Source organism: Sphingomonas echinoides ATCC 14820, assembly GCF_000241465.1.
GTDB classification, from domain to species: domain Bacteria; phylum Pseudomonadota; class Alphaproteobacteria; order Sphingomonadales; family Sphingomonadaceae; genus Sphingomonas; species Sphingomonas echinoides.
Genome location: NZ_JH584235.1, coordinates 40956 through 58740 on the forward strand (window position 1 = coordinate 40956; position 17785 = coordinate 58740).

Below are 17785 nucleotides of genomic sequence, written 5' to 3' on the forward strand. Positions count from 1 at the left end.
GAAGCTGGGGATCGGAATCATTCCGCCGATCCGCCAAGGGTGTCGCGCGTTCTGCGATTGACCTTACCTTCCAAATGGTCTTAATCGTATACCGTATTATAAGGGAGTGATCATGCAGGGCACGCGTCGCGAAGTGATGGCCGGAGCAAGCGCCTTGGCGCTGCTGGCGGGGCCAACCGCAGGGTTTGCTGCCCTCGCCGCGGGTTTGCCGCGCCGGGCCACGCCGCTTCCTTTGTCGGCGGTGCGCTTGCGCCCATCCGATTACGCGACCGCCGTCGAGGTCAACCGCGCCTATCTGCTGCGCCTGAGCGCCGATCGGCTGCTGCACAATTTCCGTGCCTATGCCGGGCTCAAGCCCAAGGGTGAGGTCTATGGCGGCTGGGAGAGTGATACCATCGCCGGTCACACGCTCGGCCATTATATGTCGGCACTGGTGCTGCTGCACGAACAGACCGGCGATGCGCAGGCGAAGCGGCGCGCCGATTATATCGTCGATGAGCTGGCGGACGCGCAGGCGGCGCGCGGCAACGGCTATATCGGTGCGATGCAGCGCAAGCGGAAAGACGGCACGGTCGTCGATGCGATCGAAATCTTTCCGGAGATCATCAAGGGCGATATCCGCTCGGGCGGGTTCGATCTCAACGGTGCCTGGTCGCCTTTCTATACGGTGCATAAGCTGTTTGCCGGGCTGCTCGACATCCACGCGAGCTGGGGCAACGCCAAGGCACTGTCGGTCGCGATAGCCTTTGCCGGGTATTTCGAGCCGGTGTTCGCCGCGCTCGACGACGCGCAGATGCAAACCATGCTCGGCACCGAATATGGCGGGCTCAACGAGAGTTTTGCAGAACTGTTCGCGCGGACCAAGGATCGCAAGTGGCTGGCGATCGCCGAGCGCCTGTACGATCGCAAGGTCCTCGATCCGCTGACCGCAGGGCAGGACAAGCTCGCCAATTTCCACGCCAACACCCAAGTGCCCAAGCTGATTGGCCTGGCGCGGATCCACGAATTGACCGGCGAACCGGCAAAGGCCGCAGCACCGCGCTTCTTCTGGCAGGCGGTGACGAAACATCACAGCTATGTGATCGGCGGCAATGCCGACCGCGAATATTTCTCCGAACCCGACAGCATCAGCCGCCACATTACCGAACAGACCTGCGAGCATTGCAACACCTACAACATGCTCAAGCTCACGCGGCAGCTCTATAGCTGGCAGCCCGACGGCGCACTGTTCGATTATTACGAGCGCGCGCATCTCAACCATGTGATGGCGGCGCAGGACCCCAAGACTGCGGGCTTTACCTATATGACGCCGCTGCTGACCGGGGCGGTGCGCGGATATTCGACGTCTGCGGACGACGCCTTCTGGTGCTGCGTCGGAACCGGCATGGAAAGCCATGCCAAGCATGGCGAGTCGATCTTCTGGGAAGGCGAGGGGGCCCTGTTGGTGAACCTCTATATCCCCGCCGACGCGACGTGGCGCGCGCGCGGCGCGACGTTGACGCTCGACACGCGCTATCCGTTCGAGCCAACCTCGACGCTGACGCTCACCCAGCTCGCCCGCCCGGGCCGCTTCGCGATCGCGCTGCGCGTGCCCGGCTGGGCTGCGGGCAAAGCGGTGGTGCGCGTCAACGGCCAGCCGGTCACACCAAGTTTCGCGAGCGGCTATGCGATCGTCGAGCGGCGCTGGAAAGCGGGGGATAGCGTCGCGATCACGCTGCCGCTCGAGCTGCGGATCGAGGCGACGCCGGGCGACGACCGGACCGTCGCGATTCTGCGCGGGCCGATGGTGCTCGCCGCCGATCTCGGCACGACCGAGGGGGACTGGACGTCGCCCGATCCGGCGCTGGTCGGCACCGACCTGCTCGCCAGCTTCCGACCGAGCGCAACGCCGGCGAGCTACACCACCAGTGGCATCGTGCGGCCGGGTGACCTCAGTTTCGTGCCGTTCTACAAGCAATATGAACGGCGCAGCGCGGTCTATTTCAAGCGCTTCTCGGAGGGCGAATGGAAGACCGAGCAAGCCGCCTTCGTTGCCGAGCAAGCACGGCTCAAGGACATTGCCGCGCGATCGGTCGACGTCGTCCATCTCGGCGAGATGCAGCCCGAGCATGATCATGGCCTGACCTCGGAGCTGTCCTTCCCGACCAGCTATCGCAACCGCAACGGGCGCGATGCGCGCTCGGGCGGCTTCTTCGAATTTACGATGAAGGCAAAGCCCGGGCCGCTCGTGCTGCAGGCGACCTATTGGGGCGAGGAGCGAGGCCGTGACTTCGACATTCTGGTCGATAATGTGAAAATCGCGACGCAACGTCTTAGCGGCGACGTGCCGGGCAAGTTCATCGATATCGAATATCCGCTGCCCCCGGCGCTGACCGACAAGAAAAGCGAGCTCAAGGTTCGCTTCGTACCGCACGATCGCAGCTCGGCGGGGCCGGTGTTCGGCGTGGTGCTGTTCACGGCCAAGCCCGGCACCGCCAAATGACCATTGCGACCGCGCCGGTCTCGGTGCGTATGACGCTGGCGGAGGTCCGTGCGCTCGCCCGGCGCGTGCTGCTTCAGGTCGGGCTGTCGGGCGATCATGCGCACGCGGTCGCCGAGACGATGGTGGCGGGGGAGCGGGACGGTTGTACCTCGCACGGATTGTACCGCCTGCTCGTCGCCGCCAAGAGCATCCGTGCCGGCACGGTGGTGCCCGACGCGATACCGCTCCTGTCGGAGCCCGCCCGCGCGCTCGTGCGGGTCGATGGCGGCGGCGGTTTTGCGCAATTGGCGTTCGAAACGGGCCGCGCAATGCTCGCCGAAAAGGCACGGCGTTATGGCATTGCCGCGCTCGCGCTTAATCACGTCGTGCATTTCGCGGCACTTTGGCCCGAGGTCGAATGGCTGGCCGACGAGGGCCTGGTCGCGCTCGCCTTCACGCCGAGCCATGCGTGGGTCGCGCCTGCCGGTGGAACGCAGCCGGTATTCGGCACCAATCCGATCGCTTTTGGCTGGCCGCGACCGGGTCGGCTGCCGTTCGTCTTTGATCTGGCGACCAGTGCCGTCGCGCGCGGCGAAATCGAGCTGCATCGTCGCGCCGGTAAGCCGGTGCCTGACGATTGGGGATATGACGCCGCGGGCCAGGCGACGACTGACGCCGAGGCCGTGCTCGCTGGCGCGATGCGCACCTTCGGGGGACACAAGGGGTCGGCGCTGGCGGCGATGGTCGAGCTGATCGCCGGGCCGCTGATCGGCGACATGACCAGCGCGGAATCGCTCGCCGCTGACGGCGGCGCTGGTGGATCGCCGCTCGGCGGTGAATTGATCGTGGCGATCGACCCGGCTGGCTTTCTCGGCGATCAGGTCGAGGCGCACCTTGCGCGGGCGGAGGGCATGTTTGCCGCGATCGAGGGGCAGGGCGCGCGCTTGCCGTCGCAACGCCGCTACGCAGCGCGCGCGCAGAGCATGGCGCACGGCGTCGAGATTCCGGCGGCGTTGCTCGCCGATATCGATGCCCTGGCGGCAGGAGAATGAAGATGCGGCATGGCTGGTTACTCCTCGTGCTGCTTGGCACAACGATGCCGATGGTGGCCGACGCGGCACCGCGCAAGACGGCGGGCCGCGCCGTCTCCGCCGACGATCGGCTGAAAGCGATCTATACCGCTGAATATGCCTGGCGGCAGAAGATGCAGGGGCCCGACGAGAACAGCCCGCCCGAAACCCAGGCCCATTTGCCCGATGTGGGCCCGAAGGCGCAGGCGGCAAAACTCGCGCGCTGGACCGAGACCGAGCGCCTGCTCGCCGCGATCCCGTTGGCGCAGTTATCGACAAAGGCAAAGGTCGATTACGCGGTCTATAAAGGGCAGATCGACGCACTGCTCGCCGAACAGACCTATCGCGATTACGAAAAGCCGCTCAATTCCGACACCAGTTTCTGGGGCGATGTCGCCGAGGCAGCGCGCCGCAGCTTTCACAACGAGGCCGACTATCGCGCCTATATCGCGACCTTGCGCGAGCTGCCCGGCTATTTCGACGCGCAGATCGCCAATATGCGAGCGGGTCTAAAACGCGGGTTCACGCCCCCCCAAGTGACGCTGCAGGGCCGCGACATTGGCGTGGCGCAAGTCGCCGAAGCCAAGTCGCTCGCCGACAACCCGCTTTATGCGCCCTTCATGACCTTCCCTGCGTCGATCCCGGCCGCGACCCAGGCCGCGCTGCGCAAAGACGGCGCGGCGGCGATCGCCGAGGCAGCGGTGCCGGCGCATGCCAAGCTGCTCGCTTTCCTGCGGACGGACTATATTCCGGGCGCACGCAAGACGCTGGCGGCATATGATCTGCCCGACGGCAAGGCCTATTATCGCTCGAAAATCCGCGAGTTCGTGACGCTCGACATGAGCCCCGACGCGATCCACGCGATTGGGGTGGCCGAGGTCGCCAAGATCCATGCGCAGATGCTCGACGTGCTGCACCAGGTGAAGTTCGATGGCGATCTGCCCGCCTTCCTGCATTATCTCCGCACCGATCCGCGCTTCTACCCCAAGACGGCGCAGGATCTGCTCAACCGCGCCGCCTGGATCGCCAAGACCTTCGATGGCAAGGCGAGCGACTGGTTCGGGCATTTGCCGCGCAGCCGTTTCGCGATCAAGCCGGTGCCGGCCGACCTCGCGCCCTTCTACACCGGCGGCCGTGGTGGCCCCGGCATCTATCTGGTCAACACCTGGAACCTGCCCTCGCGGCCCTATTATCAGATGGTCGCGCTCACGCTGCATGAATCGGCACCGGGCCACGCGATGCAGATGCCGCTTGCTGCGGAAAATACCGGGCCGCCGCAATTCCGCCGTGACGCCTATCTCTCGGCCTATGGCGAGGGCTGGGCGCTGTATTGCGAGCAGCTCGGTGACGATATGGGGATGTATGACGATCCCTATGATCGCTTCGGCATGCTCAGCTACCAGATGTGGCGCGCGGCGCGGCTGGTCGTCGATACGGGGATCCATACGCAAGGCTGGTCGCGCGAGCGTGCGCAGCGCTTCCTGCACGACAATACCGCACTGTCGGACCACGAAATCGAAACCGAGGTCGATCGCTACATCGCCTGGCCGGGGCAAGCGCTGAGCTATTACATGGGCGAGCTCGCATTTCGCAAAGCGCGTGCGCGTGCCGAGCAGGCGCTTGGCCCCAAGTTCAATGTGCGCGCGTGGCACGACGCGATGCTCGAGCTCGGCTCGGTGCCGCTCCCGGTGCTCGACGCGCGGACCGATCAACTGATCAAGGATGGCGGCAAAGGCCCCTATCCCGAAACGGAATGACGATGCGACGCTCCATCCTCGCCCTCGCCTTGCTATCGACGACCCCGCTCGCGGCACAGGAGACGATCCACAGCAACGGCAATCCGATCCTCGCCGACGGTCGCTCTTATTCGACCGACCCGGCACCGGTCGTGATCGGCGATACTTTGTGGATCCTCGCCGGGCGCGACGAGGCCCCACCCGGCGTCAATGATTTCATCATGAACGAGTGGCAGCTGCTCGCCACCAAAGACCCGGTCAAAAGCGACTGGACGCACTATCCGGCGATCGCGCGGCCCGAAAGCGTGTTCAAATGGGCCGAGCCCGGGCACGCTTATGCCGGCCAGATCGTGCCCGGACCCGATGGCAAATTCTACATGTACGCGCCCGTGTCGGAGGCGAAGAGCGATGCCCCCGACCGCTTCGCGATTGGCGTCGCGGTTGCCGACACTCCGGTGGGCCCATGGCGCGATGCGCATCCATCGGGACCGATCATCTCGCAGCGCGTACCCGAGCGCAACACGATCCAGAATATCGATCCGACCGTGATAATCGACGATGATGGCACGCCGTACATCTATTGGGGCACGTTCGGGCAGCTGCGCGGGATGGCGCTCGCACGCGACATGATCACGCCGATGGGCCGCGAAATCCGGGTCGACGGGCTGAAGGGCTTCTTCGAAGCGCCGTGGCTGATGAAGCGCAAGGGCGTCTATTACATGCTCTACGCCGGCAACGCTGCGGGGCCGACGAGCGACTGCACGCCAGCGGTCTATCATGCCTGCATCGCTTACGGCACCGCGAACACGCCACTCGGGCCGTGGACCTATCGCGGGGTGATTTTGAAGCCCGTATCTTCGACCACGTCGCATTCGGGGGCGGTCGAGTTCAAGGGCCAATGGTATCTGGCCTATCATACCGCCGACGCGGTCGGCGGCGGGCATTTCCGGCGCAGCGTGGCACTCGACAGAATCGAATGGGACGATAGCGTGACGCCGGCGCGAATCCGCCCGGTCGTGCCGACGCGGTCGCCACAGCCGACGCCGGCACCGACGCGCAACGTCGCCGGTTCGGCCACGGCGTTCGCTTCGAACGCCCCGGTGCCGGTGCAATATTGGATCAAGGCGCTCAATGACGGTATGCGTCGCGAGGCACCCTTGCCGCCCGACATGTGGGGCACTTGGCGCGGTGCCGACAATCCGGCGCATCCGTGGATCGAATATCGCTGGGCCAAACCGGTGACGCTCAATGGCTCGCGCATCTGGTTCTGGGGGGATCATCCGGCCGGGGCGGGCGAAGGCGTTGCGCCGCCTGCGCGCTGGCGGATCGATTATTGGGACGGACGCTGGAAGCCGGTGCCGCAGCCGAGTGGCTATGGCGTAACGGCCGATGCGGCACAGGAGACGCGCTTCGCCGCAATCACCACGCGCTGCCTGCGCGCGACCTTCGATGCTTCGCAGGCGGGCGGTGCCACCGCCGGGGTTGCGGTAACCGAGTGGGAGGTGCTCGCGCCTACGCCGCAACGGCCGACCGCCGCACCTGTCGCCGCGTCGGAGCCTTGCGGCTCATGACGGCGCTTAGCCGTCGCGCCGTGTTGTGTTCAGCCGTCGCATTGGGCGCGCTCCGCCTCGCCCCGGCGGCGTGGGCGATGGAGACACCGCAACGGCGGGTGGCGCGCACCATCCAGGGGCGCGCGTCGCGCTTCGTCGTCGGGACCGACGCGACCGGCATTACCAGCCTGTCCGTCCGCGATGATCCCTTCCCAACCGATTATGTCTATCCCGGCGTAGCGCTCGGCACCGCGCGCATCGCGTGGCGGCGCGGCGCGGGGGACTGGGAGCGCTTCGACAGCGCGCGCGCCATCGCGGTACGCACGGTGGAAACCGCTGCGGGCAGGGTGGCGAGCTATGCTATCGCCGACGCGCTGGACCTGCAGCTCGAGCAGCGTCTCGAAGGCGCGGATCTGGTGTGGCGCATCACGCTGCACAATGTGTCCGCCGTGCCGGTCGAGATTGGCGATCTGATGCTGCCGCTGCCGATGAACAACATCGCCGGCGCGGTGAAGGACGACGGCAACGCGGTGTTGAAGCACAGCTTCGTATCGCGGCATGGCTCGCACCTGTTCTGGATGCGGCGCAACAGCGTCGGGCCCTATCTGCTGCTCATGCCCGAGCGCGACACCCAGCTCGAATATTGGGACATGGCCGCGGCCGAGAACCATGATGACGGCTATGGCGTCTACATCCACGCCGCAGCGGCTGCTGCCGAAAGCGCCGCCAAGGGGACGCGCTGGCGCATCCCGGTCACCAACCTGATGCTCGCCCCGGGCGAGCGGCGCCGCTACGCCCTGCGCTTCAGCCTCGTCGCGGACTATGCCGCCGCGCGGGACGCGATCGCCGCTGCGGGCGGGATCGATGTTGAAGTCGTGCCCGGCATGACCGTCCCCAGCGACTTGTTCGTGACGCTGGCGTTGCGTTCGTCCGACCCGATCCACGGCATCGCTGCCGAGCATCCTGCTGCAACGCAGATCGAGCCGCTTGGGGAGCGGGCGGGGCGGCAATTATACCGCGTCCGCTTTGCTCGTCTCGGCGAGAATCGCCTCACGATCCGCCACGGTGACGCCCGCGTCACCTATCTCGAATTCTTCGCGACCGAGCCGGTCGAGACGCTGATCGCCAAACGCGGCGCGTTCATCGCCGCGCACCAGCACCGCGATCCGACGAAATGGTATCGGGGGCTGCTGGGTGAGTGGAACATGCAGAGCCAGACGCTGCTTGGGCCCGACACTTATGATCGGATCAAGGGCTGGCGTATCTATGAAGTGACCTGCGACGATCCGGGGTTAAGCAAGCCCGCTTTCCTCGCCGCCAAGAATGCCGAGCACCCGGTCCAGGCCGAAGTCACCGCGCTCGACGACTATATCGAGCACTTCGTCTGGGGTGGGCTGCAGCGCAGCACCGCCGAGACCTATCCCTATGCGATCTATGGTATTCCCGACTGGAAACAGAATCGCGACAGTGCCGATCCTGGCACCAAGGGGAAGCTGCACATCTGGCGGGTCTACGATTACCCGCACATCATCCTGCTTTACCTTTCGCTGTATCGGATCGCGACCGACCACCCCGGGGTCGCGACGCGGCTGGACGCGAAGGCCTATCTCGAACGCGCGTTCGGCACGGCGCGGGCGATGTTCACCATTCCCAAAGCGCTGGCGAACTGGTCGGCCTATGAAACGGGCTTCTACAATGAATGCGTCCTCCCGGAGCTGATCGTCGCGCTGGACGCCGTCGGTCGGTCCAAGCAGGCGCAGGAGTTGCGCGACTTTTGGGAAACGAAGGTGCGCTTCTTCGTCACCGATCGGCCCGATCTGTTCGGTTCCGAATATGCCTTCGATTCGACCGGCTTCGAATCGACTCAGGCGATCGTGCGGTACGCGCTCGCCCATCCGGTCGCGGGCGTTTCGCGCGAAGCGGTCACGGCGTTCAGCGCTCGGCAAATGGCGGCCAATCTGTTTTGCCGTGGCTGGCTGGAACCGGCTTATTATCTGTTGGGCAGCGATTATCGCGGGTCCGGCGGCAATGCCTATACGCTCAGCTACATGGCGCAGATGGGCGGCTGGGCGGTGCTCGACCACGCGCTTGGCGATCCTGCCGATCCGCATCCTCTGCTTCGGCTTGGTTATGCGTCGTTTCTCAGCAGTTGGGCCTTGCTCAACAGCGGCACGGCGGAAACCGATTACGGTTATTGGTATCCGGGCAAGGCCAATGACGGTGCGGCGGCAGGCGGGTTTGAGCCGGCCCCGACGGGGCTGACCTGGCTCGACCAGCCGCATCATCGCGGCGCATGGTATTATGCCTGCGAAATCGATCTCGGCTTTTGCGGTGCGCTACGCAGCGCGGCGACGATCGTCGCCGATGATCCGATCTTCGGGCGGATCGCTTATGGCGGTACATTGCGCGAGGACGATCAGACGATCGCGGTCGTGCCGCGCGATGGCGTGCGGCGGCGGTTCCACGCGCGCTGGGTCGGCGGGACGGTCGATCTCACCTTGCACGCCGGGCGCTTTGCCGCCGAGCGCGAGATCACGCTGGCGCATGACGGGTCCAGCGTCGAATTCCGTGTCGAACACGGTGCGGCACCGGTCACGCTCGATCTTGGCGCGGGACGGTGGCGGGTCGCGATCGACGGTGCAATCCTCACCGAGGCTGGCGGTGCGATCCCGCTTGCGGTGCGCGGTCCTTCGCCCGCTCGCGTCACGCTGACTCGCCTGAGCCGACATGCCCCTCGGCGCGCTTAAGCGGCGAAGGGGCGATCGAGGGAAGGCTGGGGTTGCGTGAACCACTCCGCGCCGGTCGCGGTCACATGGAAATGATCTTCGAGCCGAATGCCAAAGCGATCGGGCACCACGATCATCGGCTCGTTCGAAAAGCACATGCCCGGTGCCAGCGGGGTGCGGTCGCCGCGAACCAGATAAGCGGGCTCATGAATCGACAGGCCGATGCCGTGCCCGGTGCGGTGCGGGAGGCCGGGCAGGCGATAGTCGGGCCCGAGCCCCGCGTGTTCCAGCACCGCGCGTGCCGCAGCGTCGATCGCTTCGCACGGCACGCCGGGTGCGACTGCGGCGAAGGCGGCGGCCTGTGCTTCCTGTTCCAGCGACCAGAGTACGCGCACGTCATCTTCGACCCGGCCGAAGGCATAGGTTCGGGTGATGTCGCTATGATAGCCATCGACCGTACAGCCGGTGTCGATGAGGACGAGACTGTCGTCTTCGAGCCGCTGATCGCCAGGCAGACCGTGCGGGAATGCGGTCGCACGTCCGAACTGGACGGCGCAAAAGGTGGAGCCCGCCGCGCCGAGCGCACGGTGTGCGGCATCGATGAAACGGATCACCTCGCTTGCGGCGATGCCGGGCCTGAGGATGCGCGCCGCGCGCCGCTGGACTTCCAGCGTCATCGCTTTGGCCTGCTGCATCAGCGCGAGTTCGGCTGCAGACTTGATCATGCGACAGCCGTCGATCGTGGCGACACCGTCGAGCAGCGTCAGCCCATGCTGGCGCAGGCGCTCGCCATAGTGGAACGGCAATAGTGGATCGACTGCGAGCGTCGTCCCGCGCGGCAGCGCGTCTGCGACCAGCGCGCTGGGGTCTTCGTCTTCCTCCCATAGCAAAGGCTCGGCAGCAACGGCGAGGCCCGCTTCGAGCGAGCCCAGTTCGAAGGCGGGGCATATCAATCGCGGCGGCCCGTTCAGCGGCAGGAGCAAGGCGACCAGCCGCTCGGTCGGCGACCATGGCAGGCCCGTGAAATAGCGCAGGCTCGCCCCGGCGTTGACCAGCAGCGCGGTCGCGCCGGAGGCTTCGGTCAGGGCGCGGGCGCGGTCGATCCGGTCGCGCCGCTCGGCCGGTGTGATCGGCGCGGAAGGGGTCGGCCATGGTCCGAGCGTCGCCAGTTGTTCGTCCGCCGTCGATCCGCCGATCATCGTCTGCCTCCCTTGCCGCCAAACCGTTCGAGGTCGAACGGGGCCATGTCGATACGATTCGGGTGTCCGGTGATCATCCCGGCGATGATCTCCGCCGTCACCGGGGCGAGCGTGAGCCCGAGATGTTGATGCCCGAACGCATAGAACAGATTGTCCGCGCGGCGCGACCGGCCGATCGCCGGAAGATAATCGGGCAGGGTCGGGCGGCTGCCCATCCAGCGCGTGAACGGTCCGCTGATAGAAAGGCCGAGGTCGCCGACATGCTGTTCGAGCCGCTCCCATTTGCGCGGGTCGGGCGGACCATCGACATGGCCGAGTTCGACAAAACTGGCCGCCTGCACCTGATCGCCGAAGCGCGTGACGATCATTGACCGATCCTCGAACACGACCGGCGGGAGATCATGCGGCCAGCCCGTGGCGCTTGCGCGGATATGATAGCCGCGCTCGGCGATGATCGGCGCGCGATGGCCGAACGCCGCCACGAGCGGTGCCGAGCGCACGCCTGCGGTGACGAGCACGCAATCTGCGTCCAGGCCCGGGATCGTCGCTTTCCCGTCCTCGCGCAGCAAAGTTGCCTCCTGCTCGACGATCGTGCCACCCGCCGCGCAAAAACCTGCGCTCAGCACGGCGGCGAGCCTGCCCAGATCGGTGATCTGGCCGGTGCCGTGGAACTGGATGGCACCGCCAAGCGGCACCGTCGTCGCGCTTTCGAGCGCCGCGATTTGCTCCGCTGTTGCGGCGCCAAAGCTTGCGGTGCCGGTATCCGCTTGCGACCACGCGGCGCGTCCTGAAGCCGCCGTTGCAGCGCTTTCCCAGACGACCAGATGGCCGGCTTCGCTCAGCAGATCGGGTGCCTCGATTGCCGTCACCAGGCGTCGCCAGGCGGGCAGGGCATCGGCGAGCAACGTCGCGAGCGCGCGTTTGCCCGCGGCGAAGCGCTTCGGTCGGGCGGCGGCGATCATGCGCACCGCGAACGGGAGCCAGTCCCCGACTGCGGCGAGCGGGAGGTCGAGCGCGCCGCCGCGAGCGAACAGACGGTCGCCCGCCGAGCGCAACGTTGCGATCGAGGCGAGCGGGGCAACTTGCTCGGTTGCGATATGGCCAGCGTTGCCCCAGGATGCCGCGTCACGGCGTGTGGAGCGTTCGACTAGTGTCACTATATGCCCTCCCTGCGCGAGCCGGAGTGCACAACTGAGACCGACCACGCCCCCGCCGATCACCGCGATTTTCACTTTCGACTTTCTCCTGTTGCCCTGCAGCATTTCACTTCGTATACCGTATTCCAGATCAAACAAAAGGACGGATCACGGAAAATGGCAATCGGTTGGAGGGGTGTTTTCCCCGCTGTAACGACGCAGTTGCGCGCGGATCTGTCAATCGACCTCGCTGATACGCAGCGCGTTGTCGATGACCTGATCCGCGACGGCGTCACCGGTGTGATCGCGCTTGGCACGGTCGGTGAAAACAACTCGCTCGAATATGACGAAAAGGTCTCGGTGCTCTCGGCGATCGTCGAAGTGGTGGCCGGTCGCGTGCCCGTGCTCACCGGCGTTTCCGAATATGATACGCGCCGCGCGGTGCGCTATGCGCAGGCGGCGGAGAAGATCGGTGCCGACGGTCTCATGCTGCTGCCGCCGATGGTCTATGTGCCGCAGCCCCACGAGCTCGTCGCGCACTTCAAGGGCGTCGCGAACAACACCGCGCTGCCGATCATGCTCTACAACAACCCGCCAGCCTACCGCACCGTGATCGACAAGGCGGTGCTGACCGAGTTGGTCGATACGCCCAATATCGTCTGCGTAAAGGAATCCGCGCCCGACACCCGCCGCTTCACCGATTTCCGCAACCATTTCGGCGATCGCTATGTGTTGTTCGCCGGGCTGGACGACGTCGCGCTGGAAGGGCTTTATCTCGGCGCGCAGGGTTGGGTGTCCGGCCTCACCAACGCGTTCCCGCAGGAATCGGTTGAACTGGTACGCGCGTTCGAGCGCGGCGATCATGCCAAGGCACTCGAAATCTATCGCTGGTTCATGCCGCTGCTGCATCTCGATGCCGAGCATGATCTTGTGCAATCGATCAAGCTGGCCGAAGAAGTGATGGGGCGCGGGTCGGAACGCGTGCTCCCGCCGCGCTTGCCGCTGATCGGCGAACGCCGCGCAGAGGTGATTGCGATGGTCGAAAAGGCCGCAGCGACGCGTCCGACGATCCAAGTGGCCAAGGCGGCCTGAAGGTAGAGCGTGCGCCACACTTTCTTCTGCATAGACGGCCACACCGCCGGAAACCCGGTTCGTCTGGTGGCGGGTGGCGCACCGCTCCTGAAAGGCGACAGCATGTCGGCGCGGCGGCAGGATTTTCTGTCGCGCTTCGACTGGATCCGCACGGGGCTGTGCTTCGAGCCGCGCGGGCACGACATGATGTCGGGCGGCTTCCTCTATCCGCCGACCACGGCCGATGCCGATATCGGGATCCTGTTCATCGAGACATCGGGGTGTTTGCCGATGTGCGGGCATGGCACCATCGGCATGGTCACGTTCGGGCTCGAACATGGGCTGATCCAGCCGGCGACCCCGGGCGCATTGCGGATCGAGGTCCCGGCCGGGGTGATCGACGTGCGCTATACGACCGAGGGCGATAAAGTGACGGCGGTGACCATCACCAACGTCCCGGCCTATGTCGCGCAGCGCGGTATCGCGGTCGATGTCGAGGGGATTGGCCCACTGACGATCGACGTCGCATATGGCGGCAATTTCTACGCAATCATCGAGCCGCAGGGGGGCTATGCCGGGCTCGATGCGCTCGGCGCGGCGCGGCTGGTCGAGCTGAGCGGGCGCGTTCGCGACGCGGTGCGCGCACAATATGAACCCGTCCATCCGCTCGACCCGACGATCCGTGGCGTCAGCCATATCCTATGGGCCGACGCGCCGCTCGCCAACGATGCCGACGGCCGCAACGCGGTCTTCTATGGGGACAAGGCGATCGATCGATCGCCGTGCGGCACGGGCACCTCGGCGCGGCTGGCACACCTGGCGGCGACCGGGCGGCTGAAAGTGGGGGACCGCTTCGTACACGAAAGCTATATCGGCAGCCGCTTCATCGGTCGCGTCGAAGCGGATACTATGCTCGGCGATCTGCCGGCGATCATCCCGTCGATCGAAGGATCGGCGATCGCCACCGGATTTAATACGATCTGGATTGATCGCGCCGATCACTTCTGGGAAGGTTTCCAGGTTAAATGAGCAAACCCGCCGTTTCTCCGGAGCACGCCCGCATGAGCATCGTCGTTCGCACTTTATCGGAACGCGTATTCGAGATCGTCCGCGAGCAAATCGTCACTGGGCAGTTGCCGCACGATTTGCCGATCCGCCAGGATGCGCTGGCGGCTGAGTTGGGGGTCAGCAAGATCCCGCTGCGCGAGGCGCTGGCGCGGCTCGAGCAAGAAGGGCTGCTGACTAGCCAGGCCAATCGCGGCTATTTCGTCCAGCCGATGTCGAGCGCCCAAGCCGAGGAAATCTTCGAGCTGCGGCTTGCGGTCGAGCCGGTTGCGGCGGCGCGCGCCGCGCGTGTCGCCACTGACGCCGACCGCCGCGCCGCGATCGAAAGCTTCGAGCGGCTTGATGACGCCGCGGAGGGCAATCTCGCCGAGGTGGCGATGCGCAATCGCGAATTCCACACAGCACTCGTCCGCCCGGGAGATCGTATCCTGACCACACAGGTGGTGGAACGTCTCACGATCCTTGCCGAGCGGTATGTCATCGCGCATCTGGCACCGGCCGGCCGCGACGAGCGCGCGCATGTCGAGCATCGCGGATTGCTCGATGCCTGGCTGGCGCGGGACGAAGCCACCATCATGTCGATGCTGAGCGAGCATATCGCCGCCACGCTCGACGATTTGCGCATAGAGTTTGCGGCAGCCGCCGCGACCTGATTCATCATTCCAGGAGAGGTCATGTTCGGACCACGTAAGCCGCTCGACAGCGTTACGAGTCACCCCAAGAACGCGCGCCTCGCCAAGACATTGAGTTGGCCGCATCTGGTCGCGCTCGGGGTCGGCGCGATCGTTGGCACGGGTATCTACACCTTGGTCGGCGTTGGAGCCGAACGTGCGGGCCCGGCGGTGATCCTCGCCTTCGTCATCTGCGGGCTGGTGTGTGGATGTGCTGCCTTGGCCTATGCCGAGCTCGCGACGATGATCCCTGCGGCGGGGAGTGCCTATACGTTCAGTTACGCCGCGCTCGGCGAAGGCATCGCCTGGATCGTCGGCTGGAGCTTGATCCTCGAATATTCGCTCGCCTGTTCGACCGTGGCGGTGGGCTGGTCGGGTTATCTGGTGGGCTGGATCGAGTCTGCGGGCGTGCATTTGCCGCACGCCTTGCTGGTCGGGCCGCATGGCGGCGGCATCGTCAATTTGCCGGCGGTCGCGGTGGCACTCGCCGTGATGGGCATGTTGATCGCGGGAACCCGCGAAAGCGCGACGCTCAACATCATCCTGGTGGTGATCAAGCTGGTGGCACTTGGCGTCTTTGTCGCTTTTGCCGCGCCCAATTTCCACACCGCCAACCTGCATCCGTTCATGCCCTATGGCTTCGGCAGCGACGGCAAGCATGGTGTGATGGCGGCGGCGGCGATCGTATTCTTCGCTTTCTACGGCTTCGATGCGGTGGCGACCTCGGCCGAGGAGACAAAGAACCCCGCGCGCGATCTCAAGATCGGCATCATCGGGTCGATGGTATTGTGCACGATCATCTATATGGCGGTGGCGATCGCCGCAGTCGGTGCGCTGCCGTTCACCGCGCTCGCCAATTCGCCCGAGCCGCTCGCTTTGGTGCTGCGCAATCTCGGGCAGCCGCTCGCGGCGCATCTCATCGCCTTGGCCGCGATCATCGCGCTCCCCTCGGTCATCTTGGTGATGATGTACGGCCAAAGCCGCGTGTTCTTCGTGATGGCGCGCGATGGCTTGCTGCCGCGCCGCTTGGCCAAGGTCTCGCAGCGTACCGGCGCGCCGACGTTGATCACCGTGTTGACCGGCGTGACGATCGCGTTGGTCGCGGGGATCTTCCGGCTCGACGAGATCGCCGAACTCGCCAATGCCGGGACCTTGCTCGCCTTCATCTCGGTTGGCGCATGCCTGATGGTGCTGCGCCGCACTGCGCCCGATGCCAAGCGGTTGTTCCGCGCACCCGCCCCCTATGTGGTCGGCATGCTGACGATCCTCGGCTGCCTGTATCTGATGGTCAGCCTGCCACCGATGACGCTGGTGCGCTTCGCTGGCTGGAACGTGATCGGGCTCGTCATCTACTTCGCCTATAGCCGACGGCATAGCGACGTAGCGGCGCGCGCGGCATCGGTTGCGGCGCTTTGAGCGTGCGACCTTGGCGGCACTTGGTCGCGGGTGTGGCGGCGTGGCTGGGGATGCTGCTCGCTGGTTCGCCAGCCGTCGCGCACCCGCTCAGCTTCACCCCGGCGCAGGGGGCTTATGACATCGCGTTTGTGTTCCCCGGCGCACCGGCCAACCCCGGCATCCGGATGCTCGAGTTGCACCGCGCCGCCGACGGGAGCGTGTCGGGCTGGGTGACGTCGGACTGGTATGGCCGGATGCCGATGCAGCAGATCGTCGTAACGCCGACGCTGCTCAGCTTCGACTTGCGCAACCTCAACACGCCGGGCGTGCCCATCCGCCATTGGCGCGCGCAGGTGCGCGGGCAGAACGTGACGCTCGACGGCGGCATCTGGGACTCGACGGTCGCGCTGACCGGGCACCGCGCCACCGCCGCCGAACGGACCGCGCTGACGTTCCACGAAACCACACTGCCGGCACTGGGGACGCTTGCGCCCGACGGCCTCGCTTTGACCCCGCCAATGGGGTGGAGCAGCTGGAACAAGTTCGCCGACAAGATCGACGACGCCACGATCCGCGCGATTGCCGATGCGATGGTGTCGACCGGCTTGCGCGATGCGGGCTATACTTACGTCAATATCGACGATGGCTGGCAGGGCGTGCGCGGGGCCGACGGCCAGATCCGGCCCAACGCCAAATTCCCCGACATGAAAGCGCTCGCCGATTATGTTCACGCGCGTGGGTTGAAGTTTGGCCTCTATTCGTCGCCCGGGCCACGCACCTGTGCCGGCTATGAGGGCAGTTACGGGCATGTCCGGCAGGACGCGCAGACCTTCGCCGACTGGGGCGTCGACTATCTCAAATACGATCTGTGCTCCGGCGAATATTTCTACGCCGATGCCGACACCGTCCAGCGCAGCTATTATGAGATGGGCGCTGCGCTCCGCGCGACCGGGCGGCCGATCGTCTATTCGCTGTGCGAATATGGCCGGTTCCGCGTGGGCAGCTGGGGCAGGGCGGTCGGCGGTCATCTGTGGCGCACGACGGGCGACATCACCGACGATTATGCGACGATGGCACGGATCGGGTTCGAGAAGAATGGCAATCCAAGCGACGCCGGGCCGGGCGAGTGGAACGACCCCGACATGCTCGAAATCGGCAATGGCGGCATGTCCGAAGCCGCCTATCGCTCGCATATGACCCTATGGGCGATGTCGGCTGCCCCGCTGATGATGGGCCACGATGTCCGCACGACGAGCGCGGCGGCGAAACGCCTGCTCGAAGACCGCGCCGTAATCGCCATCGATCAGGATGCCAGGGGCGTGCAGGGCAAGCCGGTGCGCAAGCAAGGCACTTCGGAAATCTGGCTCAAACCGCTGGCCGGGGGGGCATATGCGATCGCCGTGTTCAATCGTGCCGATGCGCCCGTGACCCTGACGCTACGCCCGGCCGACATCGGGTTGGATTCGTTCACGGCGATGCGCGACGTGTGGAAGGGGGGTGCGCTCGATCCGCAGGTCTCGACCTTCACAGTTCCCGCCAACGATGTGGTACTGCTGCACGTTCGTGGATAGCCAGCGTTAGACCGGGCAGAGGCCGACATTGTTGACCAGTACCGCGCGGGCGCGCAGAGCACCGCCAGCGCCGCGTCGCCCCCAGGAAAGGCGCGACGAGAAACGAGCCTTTGAGAACCACATGATTGAAATCA

At 65.6% G+C, this 17785-nt stretch carries 12 protein-coding genes; 10 read left to right on the forward strand and 2 right to left on the reverse strand.

Going from position 1 to position 17785, the window contains the following annotated elements; translation table 11 throughout:
• Positions 1-112 precede the first annotated feature (112 nt).
• From ON00_RS00110 to ON00_RS00130, 5 genes are read left to right on the forward strand one after another with little or no spacing between them, the layout of a single operon-like run.
• A complete protein-coding gene (locus ON00_RS00110; RefSeq protein ID WP_010402263.1) occupies positions 113-2482 on the forward strand; it encodes a glycoside hydrolase family 127 protein in 2370 nt (789 codons plus the stop codon).
• The gene (locus ON00_RS00115; protein WP_010402264.1) at positions 2479-3513 is read left to right on the forward strand and encodes an Ldh family oxidoreductase; all 1035 of its coding nucleotides are present in this window, start codon (positions 2479-2481) and stop codon (positions 3511-3513) included. The genes ON00_RS00110 and ON00_RS00115 overlap by 4 nt, the downstream gene beginning before the upstream one ends.
• Positions 3514-3515: 2 nt before the next feature.
• Positions 3516-5288 (forward strand): DUF885 domain-containing protein, encoded by a 1773-nt coding sequence (locus ON00_RS00120; protein ID WP_010402265.1) that lies wholly within the window; start codon positions 3516-3518, stop codon positions 5286-5288.
• A 2-nt stretch (positions 5289-5290) separates the two neighbouring features.
• Positions 5291-6838 (forward strand): family 43 glycosylhydrolase, encoded by a 1548-nt coding sequence (locus ON00_RS00125; protein ID WP_211207090.1) that lies wholly within the window; start codon positions 5291-5293, stop codon positions 6836-6838.
• On the forward strand, positions 6835-9564 hold the full coding sequence (locus ON00_RS00130) for a DUF5695 domain-containing protein (RefSeq protein ID WP_010402267.1): 2730 nt from the start codon (positions 6835-6837) through the stop codon (positions 9562-9564). The genes ON00_RS00125 and ON00_RS00130 overlap by 4 nt, the downstream gene beginning before the upstream one ends.
• Here ON00_RS00130 and ON00_RS00135 read toward each other — a convergent pair.
• On the reverse strand, positions 9561-10742 hold the full coding sequence (locus ON00_RS00135; RefSeq protein WP_010402268.1) for a M24 family metallopeptidase: 1182 nt from the start codon (positions 10740-10742) through the stop codon (positions 9561-9563). The two genes, ON00_RS00130 and ON00_RS00135, sit on opposite strands and share 4 nt — an antisense overlap.
• On the reverse strand, positions 10739-12004 hold the full coding sequence (locus ON00_RS00140) for an NAD(P)/FAD-dependent oxidoreductase (RefSeq protein WP_050810882.1): 1266 nt from the start codon (positions 12002-12004) through the stop codon (positions 10739-10741). Before ON00_RS00140 ends, ON00_RS00135 begins: the two co-directional genes overlap by 4 nt.
• Positions 12005-12055: 51 nt before the next feature.
• On the opposite strand from ON00_RS00140, the gene ON00_RS00145 reads away from it, so the two are divergent.
• Genes ON00_RS00145 through ON00_RS00165 form a run of 5 tightly spaced genes read left to right on the forward strand, consistent with a single transcriptional unit; the run spans position 12056 to position 17651 of the window.
• Positions 12056-12970 carry a dihydrodipicolinate synthase family protein gene (locus tag ON00_RS00145; RefSeq protein ID WP_010402273.1) on the forward strand — a complete coding sequence of 305 codons (915 nt, stop codon included), beginning with the start codon at positions 12056-12058 and terminating at the stop codon, positions 12968-12970.
• 9 nt (positions 12971-12979) lie between these two features.
• Positions 12980-13978: a 4-hydroxyproline epimerase gene (locus ON00_RS00150; RefSeq protein ID WP_029622295.1), complete on the forward strand. Its 999-nt coding sequence runs from the start codon at positions 12980-12982 to the stop codon at positions 13976-13978.
• A 32-nt stretch (positions 13979-14010) separates the two neighbouring features.
• The gene (locus ON00_RS00155; RefSeq protein ID WP_010402278.1) at positions 14011-14667 is read left to right on the forward strand and encodes a GntR family transcriptional regulator; all 657 of its coding nucleotides are present in this window, start codon (positions 14011-14013) and stop codon (positions 14665-14667) included.
• Positions 14668-14688: 21 nt separating this feature from the next.
• Entirely contained in the window at positions 14689-16101 is a 1413-nt protein-coding gene (locus ON00_RS00160) for an amino acid permease (protein WP_010402281.1), read from the forward strand.
• A 2-nt stretch (positions 16102-16103) separates the two neighbouring features.
• Positions 16104-17651: a glycoside hydrolase family 27 protein gene (locus tag ON00_RS00165; protein WP_029622296.1), complete on the forward strand. Its 1548-nt coding sequence runs from the start codon at positions 16104-16106 to the stop codon at positions 17649-17651.
• The last annotated feature ends 134 nt before the right edge of the window (positions 17652-17785 follow it).